The sequence below is a fragment of the Acinetobacter sp. ANC5681 genome (assembly GCF_023488045.1).
Lineage (GTDB): Bacteria > Pseudomonadota > Gammaproteobacteria > Pseudomonadales > Moraxellaceae > Acinetobacter.
On the sequence record NZ_JAMFKZ010000004.1, the window covers coordinates 85,674 to 102,583 of the forward strand.

The 16,910-nt window shown below is 39.4% G+C and carries 15 protein-coding genes and 3 pseudogenes; 11 read left to right on the top strand and 7 right to left on the bottom strand.

The annotated features are described in order from the left end of the window. Nucleotides 1–2: 2 nt before the first annotated feature. Entirely contained in the window at nucleotides 3–1,580 is a 1,578-nt protein-coding gene (gshA, locus tag M5121_RS03985) for a glutamate--cysteine ligase (RefSeq protein WP_249570424.1), read from the bottom strand. A 192-nt stretch (nucleotides 1,581–1,772) separates the two neighbouring features. Between gshA and M5121_RS03990 the strand changes: the two genes are divergently transcribed. Genes M5121_RS03990 through M5121_RS04000 form a run of 3 tightly spaced genes read left to right on the top strand, consistent with a single transcriptional unit; the run spans nucleotide 1,773 to nucleotide 4,236 of the window. Further along, the gene (locus M5121_RS03990; protein ID WP_004659809.1) at nucleotides 1,773–2,312 is read left to right on the top strand and encodes a DUF924 family protein; all 540 of its coding nucleotides are present in this window, start codon (nucleotides 1,773–1,775) and stop codon (nucleotides 2,310–2,312) included. A 40-nt stretch (nucleotides 2,313–2,352) separates the two neighbouring features. After that, nucleotides 2,353–2,910: a CC0125/CC1285 family lipoprotein gene (locus M5121_RS03995; protein ID WP_249570425.1), complete on the top strand. Its 558-nt coding sequence runs from the start codon at nucleotides 2,353–2,355 to the stop codon at nucleotides 2,908–2,910. Between the two features lie 18 nt (nucleotides 2,911–2,928). Beyond that, nucleotides 2,929–4,236, top strand: coding sequence for a DUF445 domain-containing protein (locus M5121_RS04000; protein WP_249570426.1), 1,308 nt, complete (start codon nucleotides 2,929–2,931; stop codon nucleotides 4,234–4,236). A gap of 37 nt (nucleotides 4,237–4,273) precedes the next feature. On the opposite strand, the pseudogene M5121_RS04005 reads toward M5121_RS04000, so the two are convergent. Then, nucleotides 4,274–4,585, bottom strand: a pseudogene (locus tag M5121_RS04005) (hypothetical protein); the annotation flags it as partial. A gap of 113 nt (nucleotides 4,586–4,698) precedes the next feature. On the opposite strand from M5121_RS04005, the gene M5121_RS04010 reads away from it, so the two are divergent. Continuing rightward, nucleotides 4,699–5,853 (top strand): methionine aminotransferase, encoded by a 1,155-nt coding sequence (locus M5121_RS04010; protein WP_249570427.1) that lies wholly within the window; start codon nucleotides 4,699–4,701, stop codon nucleotides 5,851–5,853. Nucleotides 5,854–5,958: 105 nt separating this feature from the next. Next, complete coding sequence (locus tag M5121_RS04015) at nucleotides 5,959–7,326, top strand: MATE family efflux transporter (protein WP_087543542.1); 1,368 nt, start codon at nucleotides 5,959–5,961, stop codon at nucleotides 7,324–7,326. A 63-nt stretch (nucleotides 7,327–7,389) separates the two neighbouring features. Here the strand turns inward: M5121_RS04015 and M5121_RS04020 are convergent, their stop codons facing one another. After that, on the bottom strand, nucleotides 7,390–8,217 hold the full coding sequence (locus M5121_RS04020) for an SDR family NAD(P)-dependent oxidoreductase (RefSeq protein WP_249570428.1): 828 nt from the start codon (nucleotides 8,215–8,217) through the stop codon (nucleotides 7,390–7,392). Nucleotides 8,218–8,522: 305 nt separating this feature from the next. On the opposite strand from M5121_RS04020, the gene M5121_RS04025 reads away from it, so the two are divergent. The 4 genes from M5121_RS04025 to M5121_RS04040 all read left to right on the top strand — a co-directional run bounded on the left by M5121_RS04025 (nucleotide 8,523) and on the right by M5121_RS04040 (nucleotide 12,114). Further along, a complete protein-coding gene (locus M5121_RS04025) occupies nucleotides 8,523–9,200 on the top strand; it encodes a TetR/AcrR family transcriptional regulator (RefSeq protein WP_087543540.1) in 678 nt (225 codons plus the stop codon). A 250-nt stretch (nucleotides 9,201–9,450) separates the two neighbouring features. After that, nucleotides 9,451–10,161, top strand: coding sequence for a phosphate regulon transcriptional regulator PhoB (phoB, locus tag M5121_RS04030; RefSeq protein ID WP_004659793.1), 711 nt, complete (start codon nucleotides 9,451–9,453; stop codon nucleotides 10,159–10,161). A gap of 8 nt (nucleotides 10,162–10,169) precedes the next feature. Next, entirely contained in the window at nucleotides 10,170–11,528 is a 1,359-nt protein-coding gene (gene phoR / locus M5121_RS04035; RefSeq protein ID WP_004659791.1) for a phosphate regulon sensor histidine kinase PhoR, read from the top strand. Nucleotides 11,529–11,649: 121 nt separating this feature from the next. Continuing rightward, nucleotides 11,650–12,114, top strand: a complete 465-nt coding sequence (locus M5121_RS04040) for a DUF2147 domain-containing protein (protein WP_249570429.1) — start codon at nucleotides 11,650–11,652, stop codon at nucleotides 12,112–12,114. Between the two features lie 138 nt (nucleotides 12,115–12,252). Here M5121_RS04040 and M5121_RS04045 read toward each other — a convergent pair. Beyond that, nucleotides 12,253–12,399: pseudogene (locus tag M5121_RS04045) on the bottom strand (chlorhexidine efflux transporter); the annotation flags it as partial. Between M5121_RS04045 and M5121_RS04050 the strand changes: the two are divergent. Further along, a pseudogene (locus M5121_RS04050) lies at nucleotides 12,388–12,717 on the top strand (LysR substrate-binding domain-containing protein); the annotation flags it as partial. The pseudogenes M5121_RS04045 and M5121_RS04050 sit on opposite strands and share 12 nt — an antisense overlap. Before the next feature lie 422 nt (nucleotides 12,718–13,139). Next, complete coding sequence (locus M5121_RS04055) at nucleotides 13,140–13,817, top strand: hypothetical protein (protein WP_249570430.1); 678 nt, start codon at nucleotides 13,140–13,142, stop codon at nucleotides 13,815–13,817. Between the two features lie 85 nt (nucleotides 13,818–13,902). Here M5121_RS04055 and asd read toward each other — a convergent pair whose 3' ends face one another. From asd to pncB, 3 genes are all read right to left on the bottom strand, one after another. After that, the gene (gene asd, locus M5121_RS04060; protein ID WP_249570431.1) at nucleotides 13,903–14,754 is read right to left on the bottom strand and encodes an archaetidylserine decarboxylase; all 852 of its coding nucleotides are present in this window, start codon (nucleotides 14,752–14,754) and stop codon (nucleotides 13,903–13,905) included. Continuing rightward, on the bottom strand, nucleotides 14,751–15,599 hold the full coding sequence (locus M5121_RS04065; RefSeq protein WP_249570432.1) for a sulfurtransferase: 849 nt from the start codon (nucleotides 15,597–15,599) through the stop codon (nucleotides 14,751–14,753). Before M5121_RS04065 ends, asd begins: the two co-directional genes overlap by 4 nt. Nucleotides 15,600–15,700: 101 nt before the next feature. After that, nucleotides 15,701–16,906 carry a nicotinate phosphoribosyltransferase gene (gene pncB / locus M5121_RS04070; RefSeq protein WP_249570433.1) on the bottom strand — a complete coding sequence of 402 codons (1,206 nt, stop codon included), beginning with the start codon at nucleotides 16,904–16,906 and terminating at the stop codon, nucleotides 15,701–15,703. Between the last annotated feature and the right edge of the window lie 4 nt (nucleotides 16,907–16,910).

The window sequence follows — 16,910 nt, forward strand, 5'->3', positions numbered from 1 at the left end:
TTTTAACGGTATTGCGCAAGATATTGTTCAAAGCTGATGTCGTTATCTTGTTCAAGTTGCGCCTGTTTTTGCAACGATGTTTGCGCTAATTCTGCAAAATATTGTTCTCTTTCTGCACTCAATTGATGTTGTTCATAACGATTGACATGTTGTTGAGCCATGACACTCCCGAAGCTCCATGTCCCACCATTATCCAAAGTATCTTTAATCACATGCGCGGAAAGCGTATTCTCAACATGATCTAAACGCTGCTGCATCACTTGGATTGCCTCAGAATATAACTGTGAACCATCCATTTGATCTAACAAAGTAGCGCAGTCTTGAATCGCATTTAAATGACGCTGTGCCCAATCATGCAGTGAAACTATTGTTTCACCTTCTATAATTTTAGCATCTACTGCACGTCCACGATTGACCACTTCAGTTTGATTATGATCAATCTGTTCCTGTTCATCGGCAAATAAATCAGGACTGTCATTTAATAAACAATACAATGCTAAACTTTCAAGAAAACCCGCTGAAATTTCATCAATTCCAATCGCACTATAAGGGTTCACATCTACGGCACGTAATTCTACATAGCCAACACCACGATTCTTCAATGCTTGTGATGGGGTTTCACCTGCTTGTGGTACTTGTTTCGGACGAACTAGACTGTAGTATTCATTTTCGATTTGGAGCACGTGATCATTGATTTGAATCGGCTCACCCTGTTCATCATTTAAACCTAAATCGGTAAATTCAGGATAAGGGGTATGTACCGCTTTTTGCAATCCATCAAGATAATCGTGTAGATCGTTATAATGAATGCCCAATTCTTTTTGTGCTGAATTTTGGTATCCCAAACGCCCCATGCGTAAGGCAGTTGCCTCAGGTAAATAGAGAGTGCCCTTGACCAGTGGCTGTAGATGATGTTCACGGCCTGTTAGGAAACAGCGGCAGACCGATGGGCTTGCACCCAACAGATACATCACTAAAGGGGTAAGTCGGATAAAGTTCCGAATCAGGCCAAAATAACGATGGCTACGATAATCCTGCAAACTGAGTTGTTTTAATTCTGGCTTGGTTTCATGTTGTTGCAATACTGCAAACAATTGATCCGGGAAAGATAAGTTGTAATGCACGCCAGAAATGGTTTGCATACGGCGGCCATAACGTACACCTAAACCATGACGGTATAAGGTTTTAAAGCGGCCAATATTAGAAGTGCCGTACTGTGCTAATCGAATATTTTCTTCATTATCATCCAACATACACGGCATGGACAGTGGCCATAATCTTTCGCCTTCTTCTAGCTGCTGATGTACCACGCTATGAATATCTCTTAATTCATCTAATGCAGCCGCGATGGTTGTTTTCGGTGTAGTAATAAACTCCATCAATGCTTCTGAATAATCTGTCGTAATATGCGGATGTGTTAGTGCAGAACCTAAAGCTTCTGGATGATTTTTTTGTGATAAAAATCCATTGCTTTGCATACGTAAACTTTCGCGTTCAATGCCGCGTAGCATCCCCTTTAATAGCGAAGCATCTACACAAGTCGGTATCACAGAGGAAGAATGTATGCTGGGTTGATTCATAATTTATATGCTCGCTTATTTAAGATCAGCCAACCACATAAATGGTCGCGACTTGGTTATTCTGCCAATTATAACGACAATTGTGATCTAGTCATCTGATTTAGTTTGGCAATTTTTATCACAATCTTGTTATATAAGACATGCTGAAATTGTGATTTTATTAAAAATAAATCTTCCCATGAGCACTGAACTATGCAAGCACAGGATATTCTTAATTTTTGGTTTAATCCTGAACACCGTTCACTTTGGTTTGCCAAAAGTGATGAATTTGATGCAAAAATTCGCGACCAATTTCAAATAATTCACCATCAAGCGATCCAAGCAGAGCTTTGGTCTTGGCGACACACACCAGAAGGTCGTTTAGCCGAAATCATTGTGTTGGATCAATTTTCTCGCAACTTATATCGTGATCAAGCGCAAGCTTTTGCCTATGACAGCATGGCATTGATGCTTGCTCAAGAAGCAATTAGTTTACAACTCGATGCTCAACTGAATCCCGAACAACGCTCATTTTTATATATGCCATTTATGCATAGTGAATCTAAATTAATGCACGAGTTTGCTTTAAAATTGTTCCAACGTTTAGGGAACGAAATTAATTTGAGCTTTGAAAAAAAGCATAAAGTGATTATTGACCGTTTTGGTCGTTATCCACATCGCAATGCCATCTTAGGTCGAAGCTCGACACCTGAAGAACTGACCTTTTTAACAGAACCGAATAGCAGCTTTTAAGTCTATCGTCTCCTGAGACATTGAACATAGGAATTGCAAAATGAAATCTTTATTCATATGTGCCCCTCTCCTTGTTACATTAACACTGGCAGGATGTGCAACTGTTCCATCAAAACCCAAAACCTTCGATCAACTGGGTCAATTCACCGCTTATCCATTGAATAACAAAACTTACCGCATTGGTTTCCAAGCAGATAATAATTTGAGTTATGGTACAGCAGAAGAAATTACTTTACTCAAAGCCGCACAAACTACAGTCAAAAACAGTTTCCGTTATTTTACTGTTGTTGATGATCCAAGTAACGCACGACATAAAACGCAACGCCAAGCTGTGATTTATCCGACACCCTCTTATTACCCATATGGTTATTATCGCCGACATCCTGCCTTTTGGCCTGATCCATTCTATGATATGCCTCAAGTGGTCAATCTTGATCCAATCCAAGTGTCGTATACTATCGAGTGTTTTCAGACTCAGCAGCAATCACCTAATGCTTTTGATGCGCAACTCATTTTGCAATCATTAGGGCAAAAATACGGATTGAGTCCAACAGGAGACGTGTTGCAGCCCCCTGCGCCACCTCAAAACAAAAAGTAAATTGATAAGGATGACTCAATGAATTCAGTCGAAGAAATTCACGTACCGAGCCTGCAAAGAAGTAAGTACTTCGCCACTATGGCATTGATCATTGCGGTTGTAGCATGGATTGGCTTAATGGTCGCGGCGCATTTTTTACCTGAATATAAATGGGTCATTCATATTTTTATGTTAGGTGCGGAAGCAGGTGTAGTTGGTGGGCTGGCTGATTGGTACGCTGTCACTGTACTTTTCCGCAATCCTTTTGGAAAAATGCCTTTACCCAAACTATTGCGTGACCATACCGAAATCATTCCACGGAATAAAGCGCGTATTGCAGAATCAATGGGGCGTTTTGTACAAGAAAACTTTTTATCTCCTCAAATTGTTGAACGCAGTTTAAAAAATGCTGACCTCAGTTTGGCCGTCGGTCAATGGCTAGCCAACCCTCAAAATAACCAACAAGTCGTACAGATGATTCAACATACTGTACCGAAAATTTTTGAATTTGTGAGCCAAGATCAAATTGCCCACTTTGTGCAAAACAATAGTGTGCAATGGGTACGCAGTACCAAAATCAATAAACTCGCCAGTGAAATGTTACGTGCTGTTTTGGAAAATGACTTCCATCAAGATGTATTACAACGCGGTCTTGATCTGGCGCATGAGTGGATGGTCTCTCATCCTGAAAAGGCACGAGATCTATCACGTAAACTGTTCCAAGAATTAGGTGTTTGGAAACTAGCCAAAGGCGCAAGCTGGATTGGGATTGATGTGCAACAACGGACCATTGACTCACTGATTGAAAAGGTTGAATCCATGCTGGCCAACCCTGAACATCCGTGGCGACAAGACATTGAAACCACCACGCATAATCTGATGTTGCAGCTTGCGGACAGCAACAGTGAAGCCAGCAAGCGCTTAAATCAGAGCAAGGATGATGTGCTGGACAGTCCACAGGTGCTGAACTTTATTAGTGGTGCTGTTGCAATTTTATGTGATGCGATTAAAACGGATTTAATGCAGGCAGATTCTGGTATTGCAACGAATTTACAGGCGGCATTACAACAGCTTGGTGAAAGCCTGATTCAGAATGAAAAAGTACGTCAAGTATTGAATGAAAAAATGGTCGGTCTGGCAACCAACTTTAGCGAACAATATAGCGACAAGATCATCCGTTATATCAGCGAACGTATCCACGAGTGGGATTCACGCGAAATGATTGCTAAAATCGAAAGTGAGGTGGGTGGTGATTTACACATGATCCGCGTCAATGGCGTGATTGTCGGGGCGTTTATTGGCTTGGCACTGGGTGTAATCCGTGCTGTGGTTGAGAATGTTTTGTAAATGGCAACATAACGATGGGGGAATTTGCTCCTCATCGTTATGCAGATTGCGCCAGTTGCTGTTTACTTTCTTGATAATAACGAATCAAAGTATCTGTATCTTGTTTTAAAAATGCAGTTAGATAGGCTTTCACTTGTACCAATGAAAGTTGTTTAAAATGAACTTTTTCTTTCGCCTGTCGTGTAACCAATCCAAACATTTGCTTTTTAGCAACAACTACAGGAATGTCTGTCTTGACAATAAAGTTAAGTTCCTGAGATGACCTATAGGTATTCAATACGATTTCGATCGTCTGTTCTGTCTTTTCATCGGTAATGGTAAAGGTCGGACCGGCACCATCAAGCTGCAACCTTAGTCAATTAATAGTAAAAATCAACATTTACTCTAAGGGCAATCACTTGGTAAGGCATCACCTTTCGCTTACAATCAATGCAAAATAAAACATCAATCAGGTTAAAAACCATGTTGCAGCTTCAGTCAAAACTCCCAAGCCAAGGCGTGACTATTTTTAGCGTGATGACTGAACTCGCACAACGACTGAATGCACTGAATCTGTCTCAAGGCTTCCCCGATTTCCCTGCTCCACCTGCATTGCTTGAAGCGCTGAGCCAAGCCACGCTTTCAGGTTATAACCAATACCCTGCGGGAGATGGTGTTTTAGTCCTCAGAGAACAACTGGCCAAACAGTTTTTACAACGAGATCAACTGCAACTCGATCCTGTCACCGAAATTACCATTACCCCTGGTGCAACCATTGCGATTTTTTGTGCCATTCAAGCCTGTATCCATGCAGATGATGAAGTTATTATTTTTGACCCGAGCTATGACAGCTATGCCCCTGCAGTACAACTGGCAGGGGGGAAATCCGTTCATATCCATTTAGAAGCACCAACATTTCAGGTGAATTGGCAAAAAGTTAAAGATTGTATCAATGCAAAAACTCGCATGATTATCGTCAATACACCGCATAATCCGACTGGTGCGATTTGGTCAGAACAAGACTGGCATCAACTGATTGAACTCATTCAAGATAAAAATATCGTTGTGCTCTCTGATGAGGTCTATGAACATCTCATTTTTGATGGACAAAAACATTTTAGTGCACTGCAATTCCCCGAATTACGTGAACGCAGTTATGTAATCGGTTCTTTTGGAAAAAGTTATCATGTCACAGGTTGGAAAACGGGTTATTGCGTTGCAGCACCACATTTAATGCGTTTGTTTCGTCAAATATATCAATTTGCCAATTTTTGCGGAACCACACCTTGCCAAATAGCTTTAGCGAACTATATGCAGCAACATCCTGAGCACGTTCAGGAACTCCCAAACTTTTATCAGGCAAAACGGGATCTTTTTAATACCCAAATTCAAAACTCACGTTTCCAATTTATTGCATCACAAGGCACTTATTTCCAAAATCTCGATTATAGTGCGATTCGCCCTGACTTGAATGATGTGGAAATGTGCCAATTCCTCGCAGAGCAACACAAAATTGTCGCGATTCCTATTTCCGTTTTTTATCAACAAGCGCCCGAGTCACTACGCCTGATTCGATTCTGCTTTGCCAAAACTGATCAGACTTTACAACGTGCAGGAGCAATCCTTGCAGAGTGTTGATCAACAAAAATAAACCGAACAATCATGACGTCAATATGACCGATGATGGTATGGTGGAAAAAGAAATAATAGAAACGTTTCTGGGCGAAGCGTGAAGGAAATAGAATGACACCCCGCCAACCTTTGGTCATGCAACCCAATCTCTGGAAAACATTTTTTGTTTTTCTGGTTCCCTTGATTGCCACCAACATTTTACAGAACTTATCAGGAACGATTAATACCATCTTTGTCGGTCAAATGATGGGAGTAGATGCGATTGCTGCGGTGTCTGTATTCTTCCCAATTCTTTTCTTTTTATTGGCATTTGTGATCGGGATCTCCGCGGGAACGACTGTACTGATTGGACAGGCATGGGGTGCGCAAAATCTTGAAAAAGTCAGAAGTGTGATTGGCTCTACCCTATTTATGACGTTGATTGGTGGCAGCATTATTGCTGTTTTAGGTTGGAGCTTTGCCGAGCATATTTTGCAATTATTAGGTACAGATCCTAAAGTCATGCACCTCTCTTTGCCCTATGTTCGATGGATGCTGGTGGGTAGTCCATTACTGTTTGTCTATATTATTTATACTTCGATTTTACGCGGTGTCGGTGACAGTGTGACACCATTGATTGCATTGAGCCTAACCAGTTTGATTGGTTTGGCGGTAACACCTGTTTTGCTCAAAGGCTATTTTGGATTCCCTGCTCTGGGCATTGTCGCGCCTGCTGTTGCAACAATCATGGGATATGCCGCAGTCCTTATTTTTCTGAGCTTCTATCTCAATTATAAGAACCATCCACTGAAAATAGATGCCCGTCTATTGAAAAGTATTCGTCACGATAGCAACCTAAGCAAACTAATCTTAAAGCTTGGTATCCCAACAGGCATCCAAATGGTGACAACTTCATTGGCAGGCTTAGTCATTATTGGTTTGGTTAATCATTATGGTGCACATGCGACCGCAGCATATGGTGCAGTGAACCAAGTACTCAACTATATTCAATTTCCAGCTCTCTCTATTTCAATTGCGGCTTCTATTTTTGCCGCGCAGGCGATTGGTGCAGGCAAACCCGAACTATTAGCCAAAGTCACACGAACCGCTTTGGGAATGAATGTCATATTCACGGGCAGTTTGATCACTTTAGCCTACTTATTTTCCAAATATTTAATGGCTCTATTTATTACCGATCACAGCGTCATTGAACTTGGGCAGCAGCTCTTATTTATTGTGTTGTGGTCAATTTTATTCTTCGGTGCGAGTGCTATTTTTGCTTCAATCATGCGAGCTAGTGGAACCGTCAATGTTCCCATGATGATTAATATTCTCACTATTATTCTAATTGAAGTTCCTTGTGCCTATTGGTTTAGTTCGTTATGGGGCTTAACGGGCATTTGGACTGCTTATGCACTTTCTTTTGTCTGCTTATGCATATTACAAGCCTCTTATTATCAGTTCGTTTGGAAGAAAACTAAGATCAAAGTCCTTATTTAAAAATTTCTTTGATCCTCAAATAAAAAAGCCATTCTCTAAGAATGGCTTTTTTATGCTTGCAACTTACATCATTTTCGTTGCAAGTGCAGCAATACGTTGATAACCCGTCGGGAATAGACGTTGGAAAGAATCCACAATACGAGCATCTGTTCCAATTAACAGACGGCGTTTATCTTTCAACACTGCATTTAAAATCTGACGTGCAGCTTCTTCTGGCGGTGTACGTAAGAATTTATCAAACTGCTTGATCGATTTATTTGGATCCATGCCCAAGCTCTTTAAGCTGTCATTCATTTTGGCAGCTTTTGCGATATTGGTACGGATACCACCTGGATGTACGCAAAGAGAACTTACGCCACTCTTTTCAATATCAAGTTCTTGACGTAATGATTCAGTAAAACCACGTACTGCAAATTTTGTTGCATTGTATGCAGATTGTGTTGGTTGCGAAGTTAAACCGAAAATACTTGAGATATTGATGATATGACCATCTTTGGTTTGCTTAATGAATGGTAAGAATTCTTTGGTGCCGTAAACCACGCCCCAGAAGTTAATTCCCACGATCCACTCTAAGTCTTCATAGCTTGCGCCTTCAACAGTTGAGCCAAGTGCCACACCTGCGTTATTAAAAATCATATTCACTGAGCCATGCTCTTGAACAGTTTCTTGCGCCCATTGCTTTACCGCTTCACGGTTTGAAACATCAAGAAATTTGGTCGTTACTTTGATTGGATTTTGTTTTACCAACTCAACAGTTTGCGCTAATCCTTTCTCATTGATATCACTCAATGACAAATGGCAACCTTGTTTAGCCAATAAAATTGCCAATTGCTGTCCAATCCCAGAACCTGCACCTGTGATCGCTGCGACTTTATTTTTAAAATTTTTCATTGCCTATCCTTTGTATTTCGAATGATATGCACACATTTGTCTTGATCATGTGCAGTTTAAGCTATAACCAATATAATTTTGACAATGCATGTTGTCAATATAGTACACTACAGCTTTAAGACAAATGGCAATAACCAACATATTGCTTGTCATATTAGGTCTATTTACATTTCATGACGTAAGATGTTTAGACACGATGAAATAAGTTTTACGAAATTTAGTTATTATAAATTCGCAAGACCTGTTTAAAATGCAAATAAATCTTAGACATACGATTTAAAGACTTTTTAGGGAACGGTTTTTCCATGGCAACTGAAGATCTAGCGACACGCAAGAAAAATAATACCGAAGCGAAAGAGCGTCAGTTTAAAGGTCTCTCTTTAACTGAACGCAAAGAAGCTCGCCGCGAGAAATTGATTGAAGCAGGCATTGCGACCTATGGTACACAGGGTTTTTTTTCGGTCACTGTCAAAGATGTCTGTAATGAAGCGAAGCTGACTGAGCGTTATTTTTATGAATCATTTAAGAAAAGTGAGGAGCTTTTCCAAACGGTATTCTTAAAAATGATTGGCAAAATGCAAAATTGTTTAACCCAAGCTGTGCTCATGGCTGCACCTGAACCTAAGAATATGGTCACGGCAGGTTTATCCGCATTATTAAGCGCAATTAAAGATGACCCTCGTATGGCACGAATTATTTATATCGATGCCATGTTGGTTCAAGACCTGCATAATCAAGCCACGATTCAGGAAACCTTGACCCAATTTGATCGTATTATTCAAGCATTCATGATGATTACCATGCCAAATGCACCCCAAAGTGGTGAAGAAGTTTCATTAATGGCAACAGGTTTAAATGGGTATGTGACGCATATTATTATTCGTTGGGTTTCCGAAGGTTTTAAACAGCCCTTAGAAGATGTGTTATCTGCTTGTTGTGCGGTGTTTTTATCATTTATTGAAACCACCTCACAAAAAAATTAAAATCCTTTTACAGTTTTGTGACAAACAAAATAAAAAGGTTTCGATGGTATTAAACAAATGAATTCATTTATTTTATTTGCAAACAACTTGTCATTATTTGGTCACTACTCTGCCTTAGAATTGTCACAATTTATTGCTAAATTCGACTTTATTAACTCTTTTGCAATGATATTGTCATAATTAATCTTTGTAATAAGCCTGTCATAACAACAAAACGGTTCACCGTTACAGATTTTAAGGGTATTGCGCAGTGAAAGATGACTATATTTTAATTGTCGATGATGAGCTACCGATCCGCGAAATGATCCATACCTCTTTGGATATGGCAGGCTTCCAATGTTTACAAGCTGAGGATGCAAAACAAGCGCATCAGATTATCGTCGATCAGCGTCCTGCTCTTATTTTGCTGGATTGGATGCTACCGGGTGGTGTCAGTGGTGTAGATCTATGCCGTCGTCTCAAACGTGATGAAAACTTAGCTGAAATTCCTGTCATCATGCTGACAGCACGTGGTGAAGAAGACCATAAAGTGCAAGGGCTAGATGCGGGTGCAGATGATTACATGACCAAACCATTCTCTACACGTGAATTGGTTTCTCGTATCAAAGCCGTATTACGTCGTGCAAATGCGCTCAGTGGAGAAAAAGTCATTGATGCTAATGGCTTAATGCTCGATCCAGTTAGCCAGCGTGTGAGCTTTGGGAACAGTATTCTCGATATGGGTCCAACCGAATATCGTTTATTGGCTTTCTTTATGACGCACCCTGAACGTGCATATACACGTGCACAATTACTGGATCAAGTTTGGGGCGGTAATGTCTATATCGAAGATCGTACCATTGACGTGCATATCCGACGTTTACGCAAAGTCTTAGAACCTTTTGGCGTAGATCGTTTTGTACAAACAGTACGTGGCACAGGCTATCGTTTTTCTACACGAGCTGATTTAGCAGCAGGTTAAAATCCTTTATGTATGAACCTTATCCCGTCCCTGAACTGGCACGTGAACATCAACGTTTCCGTCACAGCAATTTATGGACGTTTGCAAAACAAGATCTAAGACTGCTACTTTTTTTCTTATTGATTGCGAGCTTAATTGGATTCGGGGTTGGATACTTTTGGAGCTGTATTTTTGTCGCGTTCGTCGTTTTTTTTATACTCCAACTCCGCTCACTGTATTTAGTCAATGAGTGGATTTCAAATCGTCCCTATGATGTTCCCCCAAATCTAAGCGGTATTTGGGGTGCATTATTATTTAATGTATATCGAGCACAGCGACAAGAACGTATTGTTCAAGCCGAAATGGTAGGTTTGATTGATCGTGCACAATCATCTCTGGTTGCATTGGCGGAAGCTGTCGTTTTGATTGATGACCAACATCAGATTGAATGGTGGAATCCTGCTGCCGAGAAGTTATTGGGCATCAATCCTTTAGATCGTGGACGTAATTTACTGGCTATTTTGCGTCAACCCAGTTTTATTGAATATTTTAATCATATCGATCAAGCACCTGATGGTATCCGTCTACAGGCTCAAATGGACGAAGACCGCTATGTACAAGTCAAATTAACTCGCTTTGGTGGGGAAAGTCGCTTATTGGTGGCGTATGACACCACTCGCGTACATAATCTTGAACAAATGCGTAAAGACTTCGTGGACAACATTTCTCATGAATTACGTACACCACTCACCGTACTGAGTGGTTATATCGAAACATTTATCGATCAAGATGACATTACTCCTCGCTGGAAACGCGCTTTCACTCAAATGCAATCACAAACCAAACGCATGAATGCATTGGTGAATGATTTATTGCTTTTATCCAATTTAGAGAACAATAAAAAAGTTGCTAAAAATCAAATTATTGATATGGCAAATTTGATGAATCAATTATTTGATGATGCGCGTGCTTATAATCTCGATTATGGTCATACTTTAAATTTAGATATCGACAGTCATTGTGATTTAATCGGCTCTGATATGGAAATTGCCAGTGCGTTTAGTAATTTAATCACCAATGCAATTAAATACACACCGAAAGGCGGCATTATTACGATTGGCTGGCATGAAGATGGCGATCACGCTTACTTTACCGTACAAGATAATGGGATTGGCATTAATCCAAAACATCTACCCCGTTTAACTGAGCGCTTCTATCGTGTTGACAGCGCACGTAGCCGTCAGACAGGGGGGACAGGTTTAGGCTTAGCAATTGTCAAACATGTGTTAATGCAACATGGCGCCCATTTAGAAATTAGCTCCAAAGAAAACGAAGGCTCAACCTTTACCGCTGTCTTTCCCAAAGAACGTTTGTATCGTATAGGCTAAATAAAGGGAGCTAAAATTGCTCCCTAAATATTTGATATTACAATTTAATTACAATAATAATATAATAATATTTTGATTAATTTCACCGCTCACACATTTCTCTTTAGACGTAATATATTTTATGAATTCTCATTTCTTTCGTAGTTTCGCCTTTCTCCTAGGCTTAAGTAGTTCATTTTCAGCGATCGCCATGCCTACTGATCCATTGATCGGTACTTGGAAAGTGGTAGATGAACGGAGTGGTTCTTATCTATCTGATATTGTGATCAGACGTAATTCTAAAACTGAACAATACAGTGCTGTCATTGTGAAAATGTATCCTCAAGGCAAAGATGCGATTCCTACACTATGCACCCCTTGTACTGGTGCTTTAAAAAATCAGCCGATTATTGGTATGGAAGTACTGAGTAATCTTAAAATGCTGAATCTAAATGAAGAATTTGGACAAGGTGTATGGATCAACCCTTATGATGGATATAAATATAGTTTGAATGCGCGTTTAAGCAAAACACGTAAAATGCTGACGATAAATGCGAAAAACCCGAATAATAATACGTTTAGAAATATGACGTGGATTCGTCTCTAAATTTGAAATCTGTCTTTCAGAATTAGATTAAAAATCCATCAAAAAGAGCGTATATAAATACGCTCTTTTTTCAAATAATTCTGTGATTTTGAGATCAATAACACATAGATAAAAATACATTTCAAATGAAGGAATGACTTAAACAGATACAGTTTTCGACTCTACCAAATGACTGGGTAAACCAAAAATCTGGTCGAAAAGATAATTATAAACAAAGGTATAACAAGGTATCAGAACCATCAGGCTTAAATCTAACAAAAATGCTTTTATTAAACTGATCTGCATGATCCTAGACAAATTATTGTCGCGAGTAAACATTATGCTTTACCCGATCCACGCATTCTAGTTTCTGAAACTTATTGGATGACTGATAATTTGTCGATGGCAATTCAGATGGTCGAGCAAGGATTGGGCTGGGGAAATTTCCCCCTTTCTGTTGTGAAAGCGCATTTTAACCAGCAAAGTTTAGCTCGTTTAGCATTTAGTGATACGACCAATCGGTTAGATATGCCAATTCATGCGATTTGGCCAAGCTACAAACCGCTCAGCCAATCTCTGCAATTTCTTATTGAGTTTTGGGCAAAACAAATTCAAATCGAATAAAAAAAAGCCCGACATCCTGTCGGGCTTTTTCGTATTTCGCACTTTAGGTATAACTCCTGTTCTACCTCACGTCCTGATGCTCAAACTTATCATTCTTGTTTTATATTTTGGAACTTCCTGTTCCTGATGAGTTGATATTAGGTGATTTGGATCGGTACGAATATGGGTCATTGACTGGAATTGGTGTAAGAAAAAACGTACAGATACGATTAGAGCTCGGCAAAACATATCAAAATTTCTTAGAGAGAATATAATTTTTTTCAAATCGACCTCTCTACAGGCTATTGAGATTTAAAAAACGAATAGGATATCGATCTTAATAAAATAAGATCAAAGTATTTCACATAGTGCCAATTGTGTTAAATTAATCAGTAATTTTTTATAAATAATAGTATTATATTTTTTTAATTTGGCGAACTATGATGTCTAATACCAATAGAGTAAACTCATTTAATGACTTCAAAAATGCTATGCCTCACCAAATTAATGAATATTTTTCTAATAAAAAATTAGAGGAGTTATCAATTCATGAATTAGTTTATACTTATTTGAATGTGAACTGGAATGTAACTAAACTTAAAAATCGTGAAGTTAGTACAAGCTTGCATGATTTAGTAGAAAATATTAGAGCTTCTTACAATAATAATCGAACTAGAACTTATACACCATTACTTGGTTGTTTTATGATTTTAGATCAGTTGGGTAGTATTGTTAATGATCCAAATAAACCATTAAAAAATGGAATAAAACAGATTCTAGATTTACATACATATGATGAAAAAACTATCCAATATTTATTGGCTCTAAGGAATGGACTAATCCATGATGGGAGTTTGACTAGTCGTGCGCAATATGCAGGACAATATCATACTATTTTTAGACTTGAACCGACATTAGCAACAACCATTGAATTTCCATCAACTGATTGGAATGGTGTTTTTGAAAATGAATTAAGTATTTACTGCTCTAAAATTAATTCAAAGCGATTTTTTGATGAGGTCTTAATAATAATTGACTTGGTTAAAGAAGCTCTCTTGGATAACCGATTAAACTTAAAGATAAGTGATGAAAAAGAATTTTTCTATAAGTTTTTATTTTAAATATTTTCTAAAACCAACATAATACGCCTTATACGAAATACGTAAAAAAGCCCCTATCTAGGGGCTTTTTAAACTCAACTCTAAATTAAACCGAGTGACCTAAACGCTCACCCATTACCACAGTCGAGTTCGCTTTAAACTGTTCTTCCCACACCATTTTATCTTTTTCAAATAAAACCACAGCAGTAGAACCTAAGTAGAAACGACCTAACTCAGCCCCTTTATCTAACTGCATTTGGTGATGTTGTAATTCAACTTTACCTGAAGGTTTTACCTTACCTGTCGCAACAGTTTCAATCCCAGCCACAATCATCGCACCAACTAAAACCACCGCCATACGACCAAGTTCTGTATCAAACAAACATACCATCCGCTCATTACGCGCAAACAAACCTGGTACATTTTCAGCTGTAGTTTGGTTGACTGAGAACAACTCACCTGGAATATATAACGTTTCAGTCAACGTGCCAGCCAATGGCATATGTACACGATGATAATCTTTCGGTGACAAATAAACCGTTGCAAACTGACCATCAATAAATGGTTTTGCCAGTTGTGGATCGCCAATTAATTTCTCAACAGAAAAGCTTTGACCTTTGGCTTGAAAAATATCACCTGCTTCAATTTTACCCAACTGTGAAATCGCACCATCCGCAGGGCACACGATACTATCCGCTTGTTCATCTACACCACGCACACCATCTTTAAGCGCACGAGTAAAAAATTCATTAAATGATTTATATTGATTTGGATTCGTTTTTTCGGCAATGCTCATATCAATGCCATATTTTGCTTTGAATGCTTGAATCACAGCAGTTTTCACCAAAACGTTTTCACTTGCTGCAACTTTGCCAATAACACGGCTCAGTTGATGTTGCGGTACTAAATTTTGTGCTTTGATAAAAAGTTGTTTTTTTAAATCTGCTGAAAAACTCAAGACGGTGACTCCCCTGAAATAATAGGACTATCGAGGCGATTGCCCCATTCACTCCACGCACCATCGTAGGCTCTGACTTGCCAATTGAGCAATCTTGCCAATATATACGCCAAACCCGAACGATGATGTGACTGACAATACACCACCACAGGTTGTTGTAAATTAAAGCCTAATTGTTCTAAACGTTGTTGAGTGCGTTCAAGCGGGTGTAATTTTAGATGATTTTCACGGTTTAGGGCAGTACTCCATTCAAAATGCAATGCATTTGGGATGTGACCACCGCGTCGCGCAGCTAAACGTAGTCCAGTATATTCTTCATTAGTGCGACAATCCCAGAGCTGAATATGCTGTTGTTGAACCTGCTGAAGTAATTCATTGTATTCAACTCGATACTGTTGCACGCTATTCAAATTAACTTGTACAAGCTCGCTCACAGGGATGACTTTATCTATATCTGCTGTGGTTGGTAAGCCTGCCCCCAGCCAAGCATGAATCCCACCATTAATCAAACTGGTGCGGTTAAAACCAAGACAATGTAAATTCCAGATTAAACGCCCTGCCCACGCCCCACCTTCATCGTCATAAACGACAATATGATGTTGAGATGAAATATTTAATTTTTCGATGAGAGCTTGTAAACCGGCTAGATCAGGTAACACCCCATTCGCCTGTTCATGCTGTGCAACCAAGAATTTAGGTTGTAAATGAATGGCATGAGGAATATGCAATTGTTCATAAACCGATGCTCGGCTTAAATCAACGACACGAATCAGCTCATGTCCTAAATAAGGTACAAGTTCTTCAAGCTCAATCAGTAAACCCAGTTTAAAATCTACATCAGTCATTTTTATGCTATTTTCTATCCGCATTGAATCAATTTTAACATAGCCGACTTTTTATCTTTGTCTGATTTTTTGCATTCAATTAGCAGAAAATCAGCTATAGATTAGCTGACCTCTTCGATCTCAAACACCTGTCTTAAATATGCAAGGAAAGTTTCATTGTCAGTCATGGTTTTACCTGAACTATCGGAAATTTTTGCCACCGATTGACCATTACACTCCACTAACTTCAATACAATATTCAGAGGCTTTTGCCCCATATCATTGGTCAGATTCGTCCCGATACCAAAACTAACTTGAAAACGATCTTTAAAATATTGATGCAATAGCCATGCTTTTTCTAAATTTAGACCATCACTAAAAGTCAGCATTTTGGTTTTGGTATCAATCTTTAATTTGCGGTAGTGCGCATACGCTTTATCCCCCCATTCATAGGGATCGCCACTGTCATGGCGCAAGCCATCAAACAGCTTGGCAAAATACAGGTCAAAATCACGCAGGAACGCATCCATTCCAACCACATCGGTCAAAGCAATGCCTAAATCACCCCGATATTCTTGTACCCAAGCTTCTAGAGCCGCTTTTTGAAAATTACGTAATCGGACATCTAAAGCTTGAAACGCTTGTAAAAACTCATGTGCCATCGTTCCAATCGGGCTAATACCCAACTCTTTCGCCAATAGTACGTTGCTGGTGCCACGAAACACTTGCGGTGCAGCCTCATGAAACGCCTCCACTACATGCTTTTGCCAGTCAAAACTATAACGGCGGCGAGTACCAAAATCTGAAACCAAAAATGGCGGATCATTGTCCTGCTGTTGCTGGGCATAGTGTTGCAGTTGGACCAGCTTGTGCTGTAATCGGCACTCACCCTCAACCCAGACCTCATCGCTACGGATGCGGCGAAAATACAGTTCATTGACGATTGCCAGAACAAAGATTTCAAACATCATGGCCTGTACCATTGGCCCTTCAATCCGAATATCTAACCGACCCGATTCATCAATACTGGCTTGGATAAAACGTCTTTTTAGCTGGAATAATTCAAGGTAATCAACAAAATCACTTTTAATGAAACGTAAAGAACGAAGATATTGCAACTCATCTTCAGCAAAACGCAATTCACAGAGTAAATCAAGCTGATGATTCAGATCTTCTAGAATCTCAACCAAAGGATAAACCGTATCTTCTAAGTTTCGACAGCGAAATAAATACACGCTATGCGTCTGTGGAAATTGATGCAGCACCACTTGTAGCATGGTGAATTTATATAAGTCAGTGTCGAGTAAAGATCGAATAATGGCAGACATAGCG